Consider the following 19,130-nt stretch of genomic DNA (forward strand, 5'->3'; position numbering starts at 1 on the left):
GAGAAGACCGTCACCGGGCACAACAATGACGTCAGAAACCGTCGCGGACGAGGAGGGCGTCCGTCCCGTCGTCGAATCGTTCGAACTGATCGGCTCGCAGTGGCGGTTGGTCGTCCTCTACGACCTCCACGGGGAGGAGAAGCGGTTCAACGAACTCAAGCGCTCCACGGGAGCGAGTTCGCGCACGCTGTCGCGCGTGCTCGACGACCTCCGGGAGACGGGGTTCGTCTCGCGACGCACGGAAGCCGACGCGCCGATAGCGACCTACTACAGTCTCACCGAGAAGGGCCGGTCGCTCTGTCCCGTCTTCGACGCGATGGAGGAGTGGGCGGCGGAGTGGCTCGACTAGTTCGAGTTCCGCTGACTGATGGTCGTCGTGTTGTACATCTGTCGACTCGCGCCGGCCGCACCGAACTTCGGCATGTCGACCCACTGGTAGCCGAACTTCTCGTCGGTCCGGTGGTACACCGGCAGGAACGCCACGTCCTCCCAGTTTGCCTCTTCCATCGTGACGTACGCCTCGTTGCGGGCCTGTTGCGCCTGGTCCGTCGGTGCCGGGTTGTTCTGAATCTTCTCCCACGCCTGGGTCGCCTGCTGGGCCGCTTGGCTGTCCGACCAGTTGATGTACGAGAGGGGGTCCGACTGCGACGTGTCGGTCCGCGGCGGGTACAGTAACTGCAGGAAGTTGTCCGGCGCGGGCCAGTCCATGATCCAGCCCAACGTGTACGCGCCGAGGTTGCCCTGTCGGCCGCGCTGGAGCAGCGTCGCGAACGGTGCCTGCTGCAGTTGCACGTCGATGTAGGCGCTCGACAACTGGTCGCGGATTATCTTGGCGATGGACTGCCACGTGTTCGACTGATAGGTCGTCAGCGTGAACTGATACCGGTTGTTCTGGCCGTAGCCGGCCTCCTCCATCACCTGTCGAGCTCGGTCGAGTTGCGACTCGTTGTACCCGTACGGGTAGTTCTGCTCCGCGTGCTGGGCGTACTGTTGCGGCCCGCCAGGGTAGATGCGCGGCGGCGTGAAGTGGTACGACCCCTGGCCGCGACCCTTGAACACCTGCTGGACGGCGACCTGCTGGTTGAGCGCGTAGGCGGCCGCCTGCCGCGCCGCCTTGTCCACCGCGTTCGTGTTGAACCCGATGTAGAAGGAGTTGATGGTCGGTACGGCCAGGTAGTTCATCGTCGCGCCGTTCTCCAGCGGTCCGTACGTCCCCGCTTCCCGACCGAGGTCGTCCGTGTTCTGGACGTTCACCTTGCCGGGGTCGTACTGGGCCGTCGGAATCTGCTCGTTGAAGACGACGTCGGCGTTCCTGTTCGTCGTGTACGTGAACGCCGCCTGGTCGTCCTCGATGATGGCCCAGCGGACGCCGCCGATGAGCGGGCCCTCTCCGTGGTAGTCGTCGTACCGCGTGACGGCCGCCTCCTGGTTGCTCTGCCAGCGGTCGAACTGGAACGCGCCGGCTCCGATGGGATTGCTCGTGGCGAACTGGTCGTACGGCATCTCGCCGTCGTACCCCTGGATGTCGCCGACGATGCCCTCCGGCACCGCGGCGAAGGAGGTGTACGCCAGCATCGGCAGCGTCGAGTGAAACGGTTCGGACAGTTGCATCCGGAGCGTGTAGTCGTCCTGTGCCTCGACCGCCAGCGTCCCCGGCTCGTAGCTGCCGTCCTGGGTCGTCTCGTGCTGGACGCCGATCGATTCGAGGATGAAGTACGACCGTCGGGAGTTCTCGGAAGCGGCCAGTCGCTCCCACGCGTAGACGAAGTCCTGGGCCGTCACCTCGTCGCCGTTGTGGAACGTCGCGCCCTGCTTCAGGTTGAACGTGTACGTCGTCTGGTCGTCCGAAACGTTGTACTCCTGGGCTAGAAGCTCGGTAACGGCGATTTCGCCGTTCGGATAGTTCATCAACGAGTCGAACATCTGCTGGATGACCGTTCCGGAGGCCGTGTCCGTGGCCCGGATGGGGTCCAGCGTGGTCATCGTCCCGTTGATCATCTGGAGCGTTCGGTCGCTCCCGCCGCCGTCCTGCTCCGTTCCTTGACCTGTCGTCTGCTGCTCGGTGGTCTGTTGTGCGACACTCTCGCCGGCTATCGCGACTGCCGACGCTGCACTACCGGTCGCCTTCAGGAATCGTCTCCGTGTTACGTTGGATTTCTCTGACATCCGAACAGAAATCACGACCGTTTGCCATATGTAGTTAATTCTTGATATGTAGACCGACCTCGGTTGATAAAGTGAACAGTGAAGAGCATCTTTACGCCTTGGTGTATGAATTATGAAATTTGGGAGCGGGTAGATTCGACCGAAATGCGGCGAGTCGTTCTTATCAGGTAGTCGAGTAGAAGGAGTTTGACGGAACGCATGAGCGTCACCGCCCGTTACCGGCGGCCCTCGGCGTGGACGCTCCGACGCGAGCGGCGTTACAAGGAGAGCGTTCTCGGAAATGACAGCCCCCAGACAGGCAGTAACGCCCGCGTTGCGCACAGAATCGAGACGCCGGCGGGGTTCGGATTTCCGACAGTTCGAGACGGTGGAACGTGGGCGGCGAGTCGCTCGACTCCGCGTCTTCGAGCGGGGATTTTACAGTCCGGGGTGAGCGCCGACTGCGGCGGGGAAGACGGGACCAGCGAGGTCGGCAGGTCGAACAACGTTAGCCCGAACGGAAAAAAACGTCACCGCCCTCTGTTGAAACGCAATGGCACTCAGTGAACTCGACGTGGGAGACGAAGCGGACCAGTGCATCGACAACTGCTTCGAAGCCGTGCAGGCCGCGGAGTACTGCGCCGACCAGTGCGCCGACGAGGGCGAGGAGATGGCGAAGTGCATCCGGCTCTGCCGGGACGTCGCCGATATCGCCAGCACGCACGCCCGGTTCATGGCGCGAAACTCCAACTACAGCGAGGAACTCGCGGAAGTCTGTGCTGGAGCCTGTGAGGAGTGCGCCGAGGAGTGTTCGCGCCATGACGCCGACCACTGCCAGACCTGTGCAGAGGTCCTCTCGGAGTGCGCCGAGTCCTGTCGGAACATGATGGCGTAGAGCGCAGGCACCCCCCAGCAGTCAGGTTCGGTCCCTCCATTCTTCGCCGATGCGAGACTCGGACGAGCGACGGCGTCTCCGCGGAAGTGCCGAACCGGAGACGGCGCGACTCGTCGCGCGCCGTCGTCAGGCGGCGCAGTTGTTCGGGCCCATCTCCAGTTCCGTCGCCTCCCGCTCGCCGTCGACGTGCTCGACGCCCCGGTTCACGTCGATGACCGTCTCGTAGTTCGACGGCTTCTCGGGCGGGTCGCTGGACAGCCGGTCGACGAACGCCGCCTCGTCCAGCTGGAGCAGGTCGAGACCATCGAAGAGGTCGCCCAGCGTCGCCGCCACCGCCACGCCGGGTTCGCCGTTCTCGTAGCGTCCGTCGGCGGTGACGGTGAGGTGGCCGGGGAGCACCGTCGCGTCGTCCGGAAGGTCGCCCAGCGTCTCGTGGAGCGTCTCGTACAGCAGTTCCGCGCCGCGGGCGGCGTCCGCCTCGCCGAACTGGAGTTCGGTGCGGCCCACGGAGTCGACGAACAGGGTGTCGCCCGTGAGGACGAACTCGTCGTCGACGACGTAGTTCATCATCTCGGAGGTGTGACCGGGCGCGTGCAGCGCCTCGACCTCGACGTCGCCGAGTTCCAGGGTGTCGCCGTCGGCCAGCGGTTCGTAGTCGTACTCGACGCCGCGCTCGGCGGCCTGCCGGCCGAGGTGGTAGGGGACGGAGAGCGCGTCGGCGAGTCCGGGACTCCCGGAGATGTGGTCGGCGTGGACGTGGGTGTCGAGGACGTGGGTGATGGTCAGGCCGTGTTCCGCGGCAGCGACCTCGAACACGTCGGTCTGGCGCGTCGCGTCCACGACGGCCGCCTCGCCCGCGCTCTTCGAGCCGACGAGGTAGCCGAGACAGCCCTTCGCGCGGCGCTGGAACTGCAGGACGACCAGGTCGTCGTCGCGGGTCTCGACCGGGACGACCTCGTACACCTTGCTCCAGTCCTCCATACCGCCCTTGACGACCGTCACGTCGTCGTATCCTCGCTGGTCGAGTTCGAACCCGAACGGCGTCGACGTCAGCCCCTTGCCGCACATCGTCACGACGGGCCCGGAGTCGACGAGCGCCTTCACCCGCTCGGCGTCCTCCTCGCTCAGCCCCTCGCGTGGGTCGAAGGGGACGTTCTCGGCCCCGCGGACGTGCCACGCCTCGTAGCTGTCCTCCGGACGCGTGTCGATGAGCGTGAACTCCCGTTCCTCGTCGATCCAGTCCGCCAGTTCGTTCGCGGATATTTGCTCTACCATTGGAGTGTCCCTACAAGACCGTTTAGCGGTTCAGACGTAAACCGATTTTTGCGGCTCTGCATTTCGAGCGGGGCCGACGGACGAGGCGGACGATATCGTCGGCGAGAGGGTCAGCGTGGAGACACAACGGCTAATCGTCTGGAGGTAGTCGTTCGGGATATGGCCACGAGAGACCAGACCGATTCCGTGCTGCGGGTCGTGCTCGTCCTGTTCGCCCTCCTGCTCCTGTTGCCGGTGGTGATGATGGTCGTCGCGTTCCCGATGATGGGTGGCTGGATGATGGGTCCGGGGTACGGCGGTCGAACGCCGCTGTGGGGCTGGGCGATGGCGCTCGTCGCCGTTCTCGTCCTCCTGGCCGTCGGATACGCCGTCTACCGCCTGCTCGCGGCCGGAGAGAGCGGCGGGCGACGCGCCGACCCTGCCCTGGAGGAACTCCGGATGGCCTACGCGCGCGGCGACATCTCCGAGGAAGAGTTCGAGAGCCGACAGCGGCGACTCAGACGCGACCGGGACTGATTACTTCTCCACCACGCAGTCTTCGACTACGAGCACGTCCAGCCCCATCCCGAAGAAGTCCTTGAGCGCCTGGGTCGGCGATTCGACGATGGGTTCGGCGTGGTCGTTGAACGAAGTGTTGAGCACGACAGGAACGCCCGTGATGTCCTCGAACTCCGAGATGAGGCGGTGGTATCGTGGATGCTGGTCCTCGCGAACCGTCTGCGGTCTCGTCGAATCGTCCGCCGGATGAAGGACGGCCGCCAAGTCGTCGGTGGCGTCCGGTTCCACGTCGAACGCCTGTATCATGAACGGAGCCGGTTCCGCGTCCTCTAGGTACGTCCCTGCCGCCGATTCGAGCATCGACGGGGCGAACGGTCGCCACTCCTCGCGATGCTTGACGAACTCGTTAACGCGGTCGCGGGAGTCGATGGTCCGCGGGTCGGCGAGGATGCTCCGGGCCCCGAGCGCGCGCGGTCCCATCTCCATGCGGCCCTGGAACCAGCCGACGATGTCGCCGTCCGCGAGACGCTCGGCCACGTGGCGTTCGAGGTCGTCCGGGCGCTCGTACCCGACCTTGTTCGTCTCCAGCAGGTCGACGACCTCGTCCGTGTCGTACTCGGAGCCGAGGTAGACGTCCGTCATCGGCGCCACGTCTGCGGGGCGCTGGTCGAGCCAGCCCGCGCCGAGGGCCAGCCCCGCGTCGTGTGCGACCGGCTGGACGAAGACGTTCTCGATACCGTTCGACTCCCGGAACCGCTGGTTCATCTTGCAGTTGAGCGCGACGCCACCCGCGACCGCGAGGTCGTCGACGCCGAGCGCCGTCGCGTACGTCTCCGCGATGTCGACGACGGTCTCTTCGAGGAGCTTCTGGGCGACGTACGCGAGGTCTTTCTCCCACTGGTCGAACTCGCCGGGCGTGTCGTTGCGAGGGCGGCCGAACGTCTCCTCGAGCTTGCGGACGCCGTGGCCGGTCCCCCAGCGTTTGGTCAACGCCGTCACGTCGTAGTCCACCCCGGTCGTGACCAGTTCGCGCAGCGCCGTCTCTATCTCGGCGTTGTCCTCGCCGTACGGCGCGAGACCCATCACCTTCCCCTCGCCGTTGAACATGCGGTACCCGAGGTACTCGGTGATGGCGGCGAAAAAGAGGCCGAGGCTGTTGGGGTGTTCGTACGTTCGCACCCGCGAGAGGCCGTTCGGGGTGCCGCGCCAGACGACCGTCGAGTCGTACTCCCCCTTCGCGTCGACGGTGAGCACGAGCGCCTCGTCGAACCCGGACGGATGGAACGCGCTGGCGGCGTGACAGGCGTGGTGGGACCGCGTCTCGACCGACGGCACCGGCGTGCCTACGTCGGCCAGTCTGTTCCGGACTTTCCGGGTCGGCGCGAACCGACTCCGGAACTGCGTGACGACGGTGTCCTCGAGCGCCGACAGCGTCCTGACGACGCTGCCGGCTTCCACGGCGTCGCGGAGGTAGTGCGGGAGGATGTTCGAGCGAAGTTGCGGGTCGTACGGGAGCAACACTCGGTCGACGTCCGAGAGTTCGAGGTCGCGGTAGTCGAGGCAGGTGCGAATAGCCCGCTCGGGGAACGTGTCGGACGCGTGTTTGTCCCGGGTGAGTCGTTCCTCTTCGATACCGAAGACGGCCTCGCCGTCCTCGAACAGGACCGCGCTCGGGTCGTGTTGGCCGTACAGTCCGGTCGCCGGCTTGAACGAGAGCGCGTACCTCATCAGTGTTCGTTCTCCGGCGCTTTGTCGGGCGCGTGAACGTACACCCAGATGACGTCGCCGTCCTGCAGTTCGTACGACGTCGGGTCGACCGGGGTCGCCCGCTGGCGGACGACGATGTTCGTTCCCCGGTCGCGCTCCCGATAGGTGCCGTCGTGGTCGCCACCACCGGCGTATCGGACGACGTGACCGTCGTCGTTCCGGTACGTGATGTCCGGTAGCTGCTCGAACACCTCCGCGAGCGTGATCGGGTCGCCGTCGCTGGTCCACCGGAAGTACGGCGGGTCGCTGTCCTGGAACTGGAACCGCTTCGTCCCAGCGCGACGGTACTTCGACGCCGAGAAGTCCAGCCGACGGTTGTTCACGTCGAACATCATCTTCCCGGACCGGGACGCCCCGCCGTTCGAGGAGTCGCCGGTCGAGACGCTGACCCAGTACTGGTCGTCGTGTGCGACCTCGTGCCGGGTCGGATCGATATTCTCGGTGCCTTCGTGAATCGACACTTCGGTACCGGACTGGCCGCCGTGGTACGTCGTTCCCTCGTACTCGACGACGTGGTCGCCGCCGCGCTTCGAATACGAGATGCCCGGCAGGAGGTTCAGGCCGCGCGCGAACGTGACGACCTCCTTCTCGTTGCTCCACTCGTTGGGACCGTGCGCGGAGTCGTGGAAGTGGAAGTACACCGTCTCGGGGCGCTGCTGTTCGATGTTGTCGAGGTAGTACTTCGGCCGGTCGAAGTCGACGAGTTCGCCGTCGATGTCGAAGAATAGCTGACCGTGCCAGTGATAGTCGATGTACCCCGGTTCCTCCTCCGAGGTCGTCTCGGTCGTCGTCTGTTCCGTCGTCTCGGTCGTCGTCCGCTCCGTCGTGCGCGTCGTCGTTCTCGTCGTGGTACGACTGGTCGTTCGGCTCGTCGTGGAGGGGTTCGATTCGTCTCCCAGTCCGGCACAGCCGGCGAGACTGGCGAGCGTCGCTGCGGTGCTACCGAGGATAGCGCGTCGTGTACGTCGTTCGGAAACCATGTTTGGTAGAGAGTCGAAACGAACGTCGGGTACTGTCGACGCCGGCGTTCGACGTCGTGGATAGTCGACGGCAGTCGTCTGGCGTGCCGTACGTGTCCGTGCTCAGGGGAGGATTATAGAACGAGAGGCGCGTTCTCAGGACGAGAAGTCGCGACTGCCTTTTAAGTCCTATCTGGTAAGCACGGGGTACCGGCGCGTGATGCCGTTCGGGGCGTCGCGGTCGACGGACTCCGTCGGGTCGCAGGCACCTAGCTCGTCAGTCGCCGGTGCGAGCGATTCCGTACCTTACCGTCGTCGTTCCTTCGGGACGGCGATTCGCCGACCGACGCCGTACCGGAGCGCCGGACGAGAGCGCGACGCGAACGGCGCCGTTCGCGTTCGGCACGGTGGCCACCCGACCGCGAGTCGGACGACGGAGCCGACTCAGTTCTCTGGCGGGTGGATGGCGATGTGTCCGTCGCTCTGGATGAACACGCGATACCCCTTGAACGTGAACGAGACGTGTCCACCTGCCGGCGGAACGCCGTCCGCCATCGGGCGGAACAGGCAGTCGAGGGCGTCGGGGTCGAACCGATCGTACAGCGGGTCCATCTCGGTGGGGTCTTCGTCCATCGCTTCGGCGACTGCGGTCATGACCGTCGTACTGAGCGGCTCGCTCTCGTCCCAGTCGTGTTGCGTGTGGTACGTTCCCGATCGGGGGCCCGCACTCCACGCGTTCTTGTCTGTCTTGCTCATGGGAATCGTCCCGTACGACACGGGGGTCTGCTACACACTGGATACCACCTGAAATTCTATAAATCCCTGTCAGACATAAGACCTGTATCCGTCAGACAGACCGTCGTCGAAACGGGGGACGGGGTGGGAGTGGCGGTCGGAGGGACGTCTTACGCCACGCCGTCTTGCGTTCTCGCGCTCGCCCGGGCGGGGACCGTCGGCCGCGACGCGAGATTTCTCCACGCTCGGAGCGTGTGACTACCGTTCAGTCGTCGCCGTCGGCGACCGCGTTCGGCCGGAGGTACCCCAGTTCCGGGTCGACGTTCCACTCGCCGTCGAAGAAGCCGGCGGCGCGGCAGGCGTTCCAGCGCTGGTACCGGACCGAGTCGTCGTAGATGGCGTAGTCCGCCGTCGCCTTCTGCGTCGGAATCCAGTTACGGACGCGGGTCAACCGCACGCCGGCAAGCGACGTGCCGGTGTCGACCTGCACGAGGTTGTCCGGATGCTCGGGGTTCGGATAGACGAACTCGACGCCGAGGTCGCCCGAGTACTCGCGGTCGCCGACCGCTGCCCGACCGTCGCCCACCTCGACCGGGAAGCCGTCCGCGAGGCGCCGGTACACCGCGTTCGAGGACGGCCGGCCGAACAGCACGAGGTTGTGCTCGGCCATCAGCGCGTCGTCCACGGCGGTGTCCGGGACGACGGTCGCCTGTGCCCGGGCGCGCTGGACGAGGCGCTGGGAACGGACGTTGGCGAGGTTCCGATTCGTGGCCGTCTCGCCGTCGTCGCCCTGCGTGCCGTAGACGAGGTAGTAGGGGTCGTGGTGGACCTCCGTCAGCGGGCCGTACCGGTCGGGCGACTTGCGTATCGCCGGCCAGTCCGGTTCGGTCCGGGACGCCGACGGTTCACCCCGGAGGTCGAGGTAGACGCGCTTGCGGCCGCCCTTGCCCGGCAACCGGATTCGGTCGCCGTTCACGGTCGCGGTCGGCCGACCGCGGACGCGGACGCCGGCTTCCCGGAAGACGCGAGGGTCGATCGAGAGGACGGCGACGTTCTCCGCCCGGATTTCGAGGCCGTCGCCCGTCACCCGGGCGTCCACCTTCGTCGGCGCGTGGACCGTCTCCTGGTCGTGGACCGCGACCCAGTACTTCCGGTGTTCGACGCGCAGGTTCGTCGTGAAGAAGTGGACGTGTTCGGGGTAGGGGTCGCGGCTCGTCGAACGGAGGAAGGTCCGGAGGTCCGGATGGTTCACGCAGTCGGTTCCCTCGCCGATGCCGGCGTCCCACCAGTGGGACATGCCGGGGACTTCGAGGAACGCGACGTCCACGGCGTCGGGGTCGGGCGTCGAGTAGCGTTCCCCGACTTCGCCTCGCACCGAGAGGCCGCGGTTCGCCAGCGCTCGCAGGTAGGTCCGGGGATGCATCGTCGGGACGGCGGTGTCCTGACCGCCGTGGAGCGCGAAGACGGGGAGGGTTCCGTCGGCGGCGTTCCGGGTCTTCGGGAGCGCGAGGTTCTTCTGGAGCGCCGTCTCCTTGACCGCCTTCAGCCGCGGGAACGTGTGGAGTTCGTCCCGGTTGTACGTGGTGGTGATGTACGTCTCGTGGTCGGTCCACCCCGCGGAGGGCGCGAGACCGGCGAACCGGTCGGGGTTCGTCAGGCCGACGTGCCAGGTGCCGTGGCCGCCCATCGAGTGACCCGTCAGGTAGACGCCGTCCTCGTCGACGTCGAAGCGCTCTTTCATCTCCCGGATGGCTTCGAGGTCGTCGAGTCGGCCGAGGTCCTCGTGGTCGTAGTTGACCGGGCCACGCGCACCGGGCGCGACGACGTAGGCGTCCTCGCGCTGGACGTTCGCGCCCGCCATGTTGATGGAGGGGACGTTCGCACCGTGCAGCGAGACTATCAGGTCGTACGGCCCCGACGACCCGCTCGGTTCCCGGATCGAGAACTCCTGGACGCTCCCGTCGTGTCGGGAGACGAACGTCGTCTGCCAGCGCGTCTCCTCGGGCGTCCGGATGCGGAGAGGCACGGCTCGCTCGTCGGTCGCGCCGCCCGCCGCGACCACCGCTCGCACCCCAGCGCTCGCGGCCCGGACGGCGAACGAACCACCGTCGGACCGCTCGGCGGCGTTCGCGACCGCCTCGCTCCGACCCACCTCGGCGGCCGCCGTGCTGGTCATCGCCAGGCCGGGAACCGACTCCGACCGTTCGACGCCCGCGGCGCTCGCCCCCCGTTTCGGCACCGGTTTCGTCGTCGCGAGGCGGGTGTTGACGCGTCGCGTCTCGAACGGTGCCAGCGGGGGGTCGACCGTGACGGTCCGCTCTTCGACGAGGTCGCTGTCTGGCGCGAACGTCAGCGTCGGCGAGCGTTCCTCGCCCGTCGTGTTCGTCACCCGGACGGAGGCGGGACGGTCGGTCGTCTCGCCGACGCGCAGGTCCGGCACGATGACGTTCTGGGGCGTGCCGCGGAACGAGGCGAGTTCGTTCACCTCGACCGGGGCGCGCGGCGGGCGGAACGAGACCGAGACCGAACCGCTGCCGAAGACGACGGTGTTCTTCAGCAGGAGGTAGTTCGTCCCCGCCTCCAGAACGACGCCCGCCGGCGGTTCCTCGTAGCGCCGACCGTTGAGCCACGCGACGGAGGCGTCTGTCTCGATTACCGCGCGCCGCCGCTCCGACATCTCGAACGCAGCGACGGCGTACCCCTTGCCGTAGAGGACGCCGCCCACGCCGAACCAGTCCTGGAAGTCGTCGAACAGGCCCGGCGCGCCCGTCAGCGGCGTCAGTTCGCCGTCCGTCGGGTCGATGTGCTCCGAGAAGTCGAGCGGGACGGATGACTCGCCGCTGCCCAGCGAGGCGCGCTTCCAGGTGACGGTCGCCCCGCCCGCGAACGCCGACTGGAACCGCTGGTCGTCGCCGGGCGTCCGCTCGCCCGTCGCGTACGCCGACTCGCCGCCCTCGGGGAACAGCCACCCGGTCTCGACCCCGCGTCGCTGGTACTGAAACGGTCCCACGACGTCCCACTCCGACGGCGTGAACGCGGCGTCGACGGGGGTCACGTCCGCCGTCCTGGCACTCGTCGTCCCGTCCTCGTCGGCCGCCGCGGGCCCGACCGCCGCCACTGCCGCCGCGCCCGCCATCGATTGCGCGAACGCGCGACGAGTCAGTTCCGACTCTACGACGTGCTGGTTGGTATCGTCCATCGCATATTAGTTATACTATACTTACAGCATAAATCTTTGCGAACAGATACTATACTTTACAATGATGTCGCCTCGATGCTTCTTCCAGTGCAACCGAGGGTCCGTAACAGTGGAGTCACCGGCCGACGACGCGACGGCATGGACGAACGGAGCCGGGACGCCGAGTGGTGCGTCGTCCACCGACCGACGGCGAGCGGCGCGGGTGCCGGGAGCGACGCCGACCGGACGCTGGCCGGAAGCGCCGAGTACGTCCGGCGCGCCGGCGACCCGGCGACCCTCCACGACCGGGCGGGAGCGCTGGCGCGACTCTACCGCCGGGACGACCACGGACTGGCGTTCGCGTTCGAGACCGTGACCGACCGGCGCGCGACGACCGTCGGCACGCCGTTCGCGCTCGACGTCGTCTGGACCGTCGACGGGCGGGTGACGCGGGTCGCGCACCTCGGCGCGTGGCGAGACGCCGCGCGGGGAGCGGGCGAGGTGGTGGTCGAACTACCGGAAGGAGCGGCAGAAGAGGTCGCCGTCGGCGACGAGGTGGTCGTTCAGTCCCAGTCGACGCGTTCGACGGCGTAGCTTCCGCATTCGGGGCACACCTGGTACTGCACGTCGAAGTTACTGCCACATCCCTTGCACTCGTACGGCGGGGCGTCGTCGGAAGCCCCGACGCCGAGTCGACTCATCAGTCCCATGGTCGCCGGTTCGGAAGTCAGGAGTATATAGGTCACCAGACCGGAGCGGAAGTGAAACGGGCGACCGTGACGCCGGTTCCGGACCGCTTCGTCGCTTTCGTGCCGTCGCGGAGCGGTCGGTACTCCAGCGGAATCCTCCCGACCGTCCGCCCGTCTTCCGTAGCGGTGGGCGTCGCCCTGGAGATGGGAGGACGACGAGCACTACGTCGAACCAGAGCGACTCGCGTCCGCGTGGCGAGTGCGGAGTCGGCGAGGAACTTCTTGCCTTCCCCGGACGTACTGCCAGCGATGCCAGAGTTCGACCTGCTCGTCCTCGGCGGCGGAACGGGAAACGTCGTGGCCTCGGCGGCGGCCGGGGAGGGACTCGACGTCGCCATCGTCGAGGCGGACGGCCTCGGCGGTACGTGTCTCAACCGCGGGTGCAACCCGTCGAAACAGTTAATCCACCGGGCCGACGTCGTCCGGACCGTCCGCGAGGCGTCGGCGTTCGGGGTCGACGCCTCGCTCGACGGCGTCCGCTTCGCCGACATCGTCGACGACGTCATCGGGGACGTCACCGAACAGGCCGAGTCGAAGGCCGCCGACGCCCGCGAGGACGACAACGTCACGTTCTACCAGGCGGAGGGTCGGTTCGTCGACGAGCGAACCGTCGCGGTCGACGCCGACGGCGGCGAGGAGCGCGTCACCGCCGACAGGGTCGTCCTCGCCGGCGGGTCCCGACCGACGGTTCCGGACGCCATCGACGGCACCGACGACGTCGAGTTCCTCACGAGCGCCGAGGCCATGCGCCTGCGGGACCTCCCCGACCGACTGGTCGTCGGCGGCGGCGGCTACATCGCGGTCGAGATGGGCTACTTCTTCGGCGAGATGGGGGCCGAGGTGGCCATCGTGGGCCGGAGCGACGTGCTCCTCTCGCGCGAGGACCGCGAGATCGCCGAGCGCCTGACCGACGCCTACGCCGACGACCACGAACTCTACCTCGGCCACTCGGCGACGGCGCTCGCCCGGGACGGCGACGAGACGGTCGTCACCGCCGAGACGGACGACGGCGACGAGGTCGAGGTTCGCGGCGACGAACTACTGCTGGCGACCGGCCGCCGGCCCAACTCCGATAGCTGGAACGTCGCGGCGGCCGGCATCGAGACCGACGAGAAGGGGTTCGTCGAGACGGACGAGTACCTCCGGACCTCCGCCGACGGGGTCTGGGCCATCGGCGACATCGCGGGCAACTACATGTTCAAGCACTCCGGCGACAAGGAGGCCGAGTTCGCCATCGAGAACGCCGTCAGGGGGAACCACCGCGAGGTCGAGTACCCCGGGATGGCCCACGCCGTGTTCGGGGCGCCACAGGTCGCCAGCCTCGGGAAGACCGAGTCGGAACTCGACGGCGAGTACGAGGTCGGCCGCTGCGAGTACGACGACACCGTCCTCGGGTCGGCGCTCCGGTCGGACGTCGGCCTGGTGAAAGTCCTCGTCGCCCCCGACGGCGACGTGCTCGGCTGTCACGTCGTCGGGCCGAACGCCTCCACGCTCGTCCACGAGGTGAGCACCGCCGTGGCGGCCGGCGCCGACGCCGAACGCATCGCCGAGACGATTCACGTCCATCCGGCCCTCTCGGAGGTCGTCCAGGGCGCGTTCCGGGACGCCGAAGGGATGGAGGTAACCGGCATCTGAGCGTTCGTCGCGTCCGGGCCGGACGGCGACGGGCCCGAGAGGGACGTCACCGCCTGAAGCGGAGGACGGACGTGCCGACGAGCGCGCCGACGGCGAGTATCGCCACGCCGACGAACGGACTCGTTTCCGATTCCGCGGCGGTGGTCGCGGTCGGCTGGAGCGTCTCCTGGCCGGTCGTCGCTCGACCCGCGGTCTCCCCGGTCGTTCCGACGTCCTCGGTCGTCTCGCCGGGCGTCGGCTCCCCTCGGGTCGTCGTCTGTCGGGCCAGACATCCGTCGATGTCGTCCTGTTCGACTGCGGCCACCTCCTCGCCGGTAGCGTCGAACACCGACGCGTTCACGAAGACGTACCCCTCCAGACCGAGGTCGGTCGTCGTGTTCGTCCACGTCCACAGGTCGGGGTCGTCCGGCGAGGTAGCGAAGTCCTCCGGGGCGACGTCCTGCGTCACCAACCGCTGGTCATCGGTGTCGGCCGGGTCGACGACGACCGCCTGCAAGCGGTACTGGCTCCGGTTCGTCGTGTTGAACCAGACCTGCGTGCAGGTGAGGTTCGCCTCGAACGTCTCCGCGGCGGTCGTGGTCCCCGGAGGGGTCGTGACGTTCGCCGTACCCGGCCCCGGCGTCGTGAGCGGGGGCAGCGTCAGGTTCGCGGTCCCGGGCCCGGCGGGCGTGGTCGTCTCCCCCGGTGCGGGAGTACCACCGGGCGTCGGCGGGGCGACCGTCGGGGTTCCGGTCGCGGTGTCGTTCGGGAAGAGGTCGACCGTGCCGGTCGTCGCGTTCGGGAACAGTTCGACGGTGCCGGTCGTCTCGTTCGGCGGCGCGACGGTCGTGGGGGCCGCCGGCGGCGGGAGAAGCGCCGTCGTCGCGGTCGTCGTGGTCTCCGTAGTGGTCGTCGCCGTGGTCGTGGTCGCAGTCGTCGTGGTCGTCTCGGTCGTCGGCGTTTCGGCGGGCGGCGGCGGCGTCACCGCCACGGTCTCGGTCGTTCGCGTCGGTGCGGTGGTCGTCGTCACGACGTCCTCGAAGTCCGACGCCTCCTGGCGGGCCACGTCGGCCATCCGGGCCGGTTCGACGTCCGGATCCTGGGCGACGAGGCCGGTCGAAGCGAACACGCCGTCGCGGGCCGCACCCCTGATGCGGCGCTCGTCGGTCACGTCTCGTTCGACCGCTGCCAGGGTCGCGCCGCGAGCGGCGCCCAGCGTCGCCGACTGCATCTGCTCGACCGTCACGTCCTGGCGCTGGCGGACGCCGCCGCTCGACGCTCCGCGCGCGGCGGCCTGAATCTGGCTGACGCTGGCCCGCTGGGTCTGGGAGAGCGCGCCGACGGCGGCGCCGACGGTCGCCGCCTGCACCTGGCGGACGTCGACGACCTGCACCTGCGTGACGCCGCCCTGGGCCGCCCCCGCGGCGGCGGCCTGCACCTGCTCGACGTTCACCACCTGCTTCTGGACCGCGCCGACGACTGCCCCTCGCGCGCTCCCCCGGGCGGCGACCTGAATCTGGACGACGGTGACGACCTGAACCTGGACGACCGTCAGTACGCCGCGGGCCGCGCCCTGCGACGCCGCCTGCACCTGTTCGACGGTCACGTCCTGGCGCTGGACGAGCGCCCCGCTCGCCGCGCCGAACGCCGCGAACTGGAGCTGTCGGACCGACACGCGCTGGCTCTGCGATATCGCCCCGGTCGCAGCGCCGCGGGCCGCCGCCTGCACCTGTTCGACCGTCACCCGCTGGCGCTGGACGACGCTTCCCCGGGCCGCGCCCATCGCCGCCGCCTGCACCTGTTTGGGGTCGGCTCGCTGGCCCTGGACGAGCACGCCGCGGGCGGCACCGACCGCGCCGGCCTGGACCTGGTCGATCGAGACCCGTTGGCGTTGCACGACCGCACCGTACGCCGCGCCCTGCGCCGCCTCCTGAATCTGGGCGACGGTCACGCGCTGGTTCTGGACCGCGCCGGCGACGGCGCCGCGCGCACCGCCCCGGGCAGCGACCTGGACCTGTTCGACGCTCGCACGCTGACTCTGGGCGACCGCTCCGTGGCCGGCACCGAACGAAGCGGCCTGAATCTGGCTGACGTTCGCGCGCTGGCTCTGGGTGAGTGCGCCCTGCGTCGCACCGGCCGTGGCGGCCTGAATCTGGCTGACGTTCGCGCGCTGGCTCTGGAGCAACACCCCGTGAGCGACGCCCTGCGTGGCGGCCTGAATCTGGCTGACGTTGGCCTGCTGGCTCTGGCTCACGACCCGGACGGCGGCCCGTGCCGCGGCACGCCGCTTCTCGTCCGGAACCGAGGCACCCTGTAACTCGGCGAGTCGGGCACCCCGGAGAACGCCTCGCGCGGCGGCACGCTGGCGCGCCGCGCTCCGCTCGTCGCTACCGGTCTGCTGGTCCACGAGCGCGTCGGCCCGATGAGAACGGTCGTTCGTCGCGGCGATTCCCATCGTGGCGACGCCCGCACTCGTGACGAGAGCGACGGCGAGCAAGAGGACGAACAGACGTGTCGCTGGTCGACCCATGCCCCTGGTCACGCGGGGCGACACGTTCAAGCCACGAATCCGTTAATTCCGTTCACGGAGCCGTCGACGCTCGAATCGCACGCTACGTCTCGGCAACGGAGAGAGTCCTCCGACGGGGGCCGGCAACTCGGCGGTACCGGTGCGAAGAAGGCGAGGGCCCTCGGACGCGTCCCGTTCGAAACCTCTCGACGAGACGGAGTAACGACCGTTACCGCGGTGGATACGGTCGGTCGTCGAACGCCGGTCGCCGGATTCGGTGGCGTCTCGTCGCCGCGGAGAGCCGACTTCGCGCCGCGGTCTCGTCGGACCGTCGCTACCGCTCCCCGAGGAACCGTTCCGCGGTTCGCCGGAAGATGTCCCGATAGGCGGATTCGGGAAGGTCGCGGTCGAGCAGTCCCCGACGTTCGTCGTCGTAGGCGTACGGGAGGTTCGGGAAGTCGGACCCGAACATGATGGAGCGAGCGAGCGACGAGAGGGTCTCGTCCGTCACGGTCGCCGGGTCGAACCCGAGGAACTCCTCGGACCGCGGCGACAGCGCCATCGTCGTGTCCAGGAACACCTGGTCGTGCCGTCGTGCGAACTCGACGAACTCGGGCGTCTCGTACGCGCCCATGTGTGCAGCACACGCGCGAACGTCGGGGAAGGAGTCGACGAAGCGGGCGAACTGGTCGGCACCGACGTGCGGACTCGCCTCGAACGTCGGGGCGGTCCCGGCGTGAAACAGCACCGGACGGTCGTACTCGGCGGCGAGTTCGAACGCCGGCGTCAGGCGCGGGTCAGCGGGGCCACACTCCTGGACCGGACACTGGAACTTCAGACCGCGCGCGCCGGCCTCGAAGGCCCGACGAACGACGGCGTCGACGTCGTCGTCACCGTGGACGGTGGCGAACGGAACCGCCATGTCGGACCGGTCGGCGGCGTCGAGCACCCACTCGTTCAACTCCTCGGCGACCCCCGCCTCGTGGGCGTACGGGAGCGCGAAGTACCGTTCGACGCCCGCCGACCGCAGCGCGGCCTCCATCCGCTCCCGTTCGACCGGATGGTCGAAGGTCCACCCGGCCTCCCCCGAGAGCGACTCCCGTATCGCCGCCATCAGTCGCGGCGGCATGAGGTGGACGTGCGCGTCGACGATACCGGCGACGGACATACGAGTCGATTGCGAGGCCACGCGCTTGAATCGTGGGGTCGTCCGCGTGCCGACGGCGACCGTGCGAAACGCCAGACCCACGAGGTCGGCGTCGACGGGTCCGGTCGCTACTCGCCGCGTTCTCCCGGAAGTTCGTCGAGAACGGACCGCAGGTCGTCACGGGTCCGAAAGTAATGGACGGCGTCGTTCGCTCGTCACGTCTCGATGCAGACGTCGGTGTTGGGGATGCAGACCGTCCGGGCGTCTCCGCTCGACTCGCGTCCCCGCGCGTGGCGGAGCTGCCGAACGGCGGTCCGGGCCGCAATCGCGACGGTCGCGACCACGGCGGCGGCGACCGGGTAGCTGAGAGCCAGCATCGCGCCGACCGCCACCGCGGCGACCACCACCGTCGCCGTGAGCGTCTGGCCGAGGCTGTACGTCGGGTTCGGGCCGCGGTCGATGTCCGGGCGCTGGGTCGGAATCCGTCTCATCACGTCTAGACGGAGGAGCCCCACCACCTTAATGATAATCTGAATTACATTTTTGTAGCTCGTCTTACTGAAATCCGTTTAAGCGACTCCGTCGAGCGTGACGGGCGTTGAGGAGCTGGGTCGGTACGGTCGCGACGCTCACCGGCGGACGGCCGACTCCGAGGTGGTCGTCTCCCGCGCTCGGGCGACTCACTCGACGTGCTCGGAGAGGAGGGCGGCCCGCTCCGACCGTCCCAGTCGCTCGTACGCCTCCGCCTCGTATCGGAGCGACAGGACGGGAACTCGAACGCCTCCGGCGTCCACGAACACGCGGTGCTCGGTGACGTCGACCGGGGGTTCCCACGTTCCGTCCGCCCGGCGCTTCTGCACTCCGCCCATGAGTTCGACGCGAACGCCGTCGAGTTCGAGCGCTCCGAAGTGAGAGCGAATCGCCGCCGATTCGGAGAACGAGACGGGGTCGACGACCTGCTCAGCGAACCGTTCTGCTATCTCGTAGACCCCGCCCCCGGTCGTCTGCACGTCGACGTCGTCCGGACTCAGGGGAACGCCTTGCAACGCGAGGCCGGTGCTCCCGGTGACCGCCCATTCGACGTCGTCGTCGAGCGTCGTCGAAAGCGTCCGAAGGGCGTCGAGGTACCGCTCGTCGAGCGTCGACATCTTCGTCCGGACGTACCGGGAGCGCCGTGATAAGTGTCCCTCCGGAGTTCGCGCGAACGAACACGAGAGCGACGGTGCTAGTTGCCCGAACGCGGTCCGTCCTCGGAGACCAGTTCGCACGCGAGAACTTTCACGAAAGCCACGCCAAGGCTTAATGACCCGACGAGAGTGGTGGGAAGTAACAGGAACCATCTGCGGTGACTATGACCGAACCTCCCGACTGGATGCGACCGGTGGACCAGGACATTCTCGCAGCCCTCGAACGCACGCAACCCGAGTACGTCCCCCTGCTCGCGAATCGTCTCGGACTCCATCTCACGTACGTCGAGCGTCGATTCGAACGACTCGTGGAACACGACTTCGTCGAACCGGTCAGCGGCGAGGCCATCTATCGACTGACGTCACGCGGCGAATCGCTCCTCGGCGCCGAACGAGAAGCCGAATGACCGCGGCGTCCGAACTCCGGAAGCGTCGACCGGTCGCGACCGGTTCGAACCGGCTTCGGTCGAGC

General features: G+C 68.0%; 17 protein-coding genes. 6 read left to right on the forward strand and 11 right to left on the reverse strand.

Annotated elements, in window-relative coordinates; translation table 11 throughout:
- The first annotated feature begins 25 nt into the window (after nt 1-25).
- Nucleotides 26-349 carry a winged helix-turn-helix transcriptional regulator gene (locus ACTF4R_RS13500; protein WP_440008407.1) on the forward strand — a complete coding sequence of 108 codons (324 nt, stop codon included), beginning with the start codon at nt 26-28 and terminating at the stop codon, nt 347-349.
- On the opposite strand, the gene ACTF4R_RS13505 is transcribed toward ACTF4R_RS13500, so the two are convergent.
- The gene (locus ACTF4R_RS13505; RefSeq protein ID WP_440008408.1) at nt 346-2,166 is read right to left on the reverse strand and encodes an ABC transporter substrate-binding protein; all 1,821 of its coding nucleotides are present in this window, start codon (nt 2,164-2,166) and stop codon (nt 346-348) included. The two genes, ACTF4R_RS13500 and ACTF4R_RS13505, sit on opposite strands and share 4 nt — an antisense overlap.
- A gap of 532 nt (nt 2,167-2,698) precedes the next feature.
- Here ACTF4R_RS13505 and ACTF4R_RS13510 point away from each other — a divergent pair.
- The gene (locus ACTF4R_RS13510; protein ID WP_433629910.1) at nt 2,699-3,040 is read left to right on the forward strand and encodes a four-helix bundle copper-binding protein; all 342 of its coding nucleotides are present in this window, start codon (nt 2,699-2,701) and stop codon (nt 3,038-3,040) included.
- A 126-nt stretch (nt 3,041-3,166) separates the two neighbouring features.
- On the opposite strand, the gene ACTF4R_RS13515 is transcribed toward ACTF4R_RS13510, so the two are convergent.
- Nucleotides 3,167-4,315 carry an MBL fold metallo-hydrolase gene (locus tag ACTF4R_RS13515; protein ID WP_440008409.1) on the reverse strand — a complete coding sequence of 383 codons (1,149 nt, stop codon included), beginning with the start codon at nt 4,313-4,315 and terminating at the stop codon, nt 3,167-3,169.
- 159 nt (nt 4,316-4,474) lie between these two features.
- Here ACTF4R_RS13515 and ACTF4R_RS13520 point away from each other — a divergent pair, with 159 nt between their 5' ends.
- Nucleotides 4,475-4,831: an SHOCT domain-containing protein gene (locus ACTF4R_RS13520; protein ID WP_440008410.1), complete on the forward strand. Its 357-nt coding sequence runs from the start codon at nt 4,475-4,477 to the stop codon at nt 4,829-4,831.
- Here ACTF4R_RS13520 and ACTF4R_RS13525 read toward each other — a convergent pair whose 3' ends face one another.
- The 4 genes from ACTF4R_RS13525 to ACTF4R_RS13540 form a co-directional block, all read right to left on the reverse strand.
- A complete protein-coding gene (locus ACTF4R_RS13525) occupies nt 4,832-6,541 on the reverse strand; it encodes a carbamoyltransferase family protein (protein WP_440008411.1) in 1,710 nt (569 codons plus the stop codon). It abuts the gene before it with no gap.
- Entirely contained in the window at nt 6,541-7,560 is a 1,020-nt protein-coding gene (locus ACTF4R_RS13530) for a hypothetical protein (RefSeq protein WP_440008412.1), read from the reverse strand. Before ACTF4R_RS13530 ends, ACTF4R_RS13525 begins: the two co-directional genes overlap by 1 nt.
- Before the next feature lie 423 nt (nt 7,561-7,983).
- Complete coding sequence (locus tag ACTF4R_RS13535; RefSeq protein WP_113276244.1) at nt 7,984-8,295, reverse strand: DdfA family disk-determining factor; 312 nt, start codon at nt 8,293-8,295, stop codon at nt 7,984-7,986.
- 244 nt (nt 8,296-8,539) lie between these two features.
- Nucleotides 8,540-11,473, reverse strand: a complete 2,934-nt coding sequence (locus ACTF4R_RS13540; protein WP_440008413.1) for a carboxylesterase family protein — start codon at nt 11,471-11,473, stop codon at nt 8,540-8,542.
- Between the two features lie 138 nt (nt 11,474-11,611).
- Between ACTF4R_RS13540 and ACTF4R_RS13545 the strand changes: the two genes are divergently transcribed.
- Nucleotides 11,612-12,046, forward strand: coding sequence for a DUF192 domain-containing protein (locus ACTF4R_RS13545; RefSeq protein ID WP_440008414.1), 435 nt, complete (start codon nt 11,612-11,614; stop codon nt 12,044-12,046).
- Here the strand turns inward: ACTF4R_RS13545 and ACTF4R_RS13550 are convergent.
- Complete coding sequence (locus tag ACTF4R_RS13550; RefSeq protein ID WP_440008415.1) at nt 12,016-12,162, reverse strand: FmdB family zinc ribbon protein; 147 nt, start codon at nt 12,160-12,162, stop codon at nt 12,016-12,018. The two genes, ACTF4R_RS13545 and ACTF4R_RS13550, sit on opposite strands and share 31 nt — an antisense overlap.
- A 288-nt stretch (nt 12,163-12,450) precedes the next feature.
- On the opposite strand from ACTF4R_RS13550, the gene ACTF4R_RS13555 reads away from it, so the two are divergent.
- Complete coding sequence (locus ACTF4R_RS13555; RefSeq protein ID WP_440008416.1) at nt 12,451-13,836, forward strand: dihydrolipoyl dehydrogenase family protein; 1,386 nt, start codon at nt 12,451-12,453, stop codon at nt 13,834-13,836.
- 46 nt (nt 13,837-13,882) lie between these two features.
- Here ACTF4R_RS13555 and ACTF4R_RS13560 read toward each other — a convergent pair whose 3' ends face one another.
- The 4 genes from ACTF4R_RS13560 to ACTF4R_RS13575 form a co-directional block, all read right to left on the reverse strand.
- Complete coding sequence (locus ACTF4R_RS13560) at nt 13,883-16,345, reverse strand: hypothetical protein (protein WP_440008417.1); 2,463 nt, start codon at nt 16,343-16,345, stop codon at nt 13,883-13,885.
- 313 nt (nt 16,346-16,658) lie between these two features.
- Nucleotides 16,659-17,492 carry an amidohydrolase family protein gene (locus tag ACTF4R_RS13565; RefSeq protein ID WP_440008418.1) on the reverse strand — a complete coding sequence of 278 codons (834 nt, stop codon included), beginning with the start codon at nt 17,490-17,492 and terminating at the stop codon, nt 16,659-16,661.
- Between the two features lie 194 nt (nt 17,493-17,686).
- Nucleotides 17,687-17,962 carry a hypothetical protein gene (locus tag ACTF4R_RS13570; protein ID WP_440008419.1) on the reverse strand — a complete coding sequence of 92 codons (276 nt, stop codon included), beginning with the start codon at nt 17,960-17,962 and terminating at the stop codon, nt 17,687-17,689.
- Nucleotides 17,963-18,151: 189 nt separating this feature from the next.
- A complete protein-coding gene (locus tag ACTF4R_RS13575; RefSeq protein WP_440008420.1) occupies nt 18,152-18,619 on the reverse strand; it encodes a nucleotidyltransferase domain-containing protein in 468 nt (155 codons plus the stop codon).
- A 203-nt stretch (nt 18,620-18,822) separates the two neighbouring features.
- Here ACTF4R_RS13575 and ACTF4R_RS13580 point away from each other — a divergent pair, with 203 nt between their 5' ends.
- Nucleotides 18,823-19,065 carry a hypothetical protein gene (locus ACTF4R_RS13580; RefSeq protein ID WP_440008421.1) on the forward strand — a complete coding sequence of 81 codons (243 nt, stop codon included), beginning with the start codon at nt 18,823-18,825 and terminating at the stop codon, nt 19,063-19,065.
- Nucleotides 19,066-19,130 lie beyond the last annotated feature (65 nt).

This window comes from Halomicrococcus pelagicus, from assembly GCF_051917725.1.
Taxonomy (GTDB): domain Archaea; phylum Halobacteriota; class Halobacteria; order Halobacteriales; family Haladaptataceae; genus Halomicrococcus.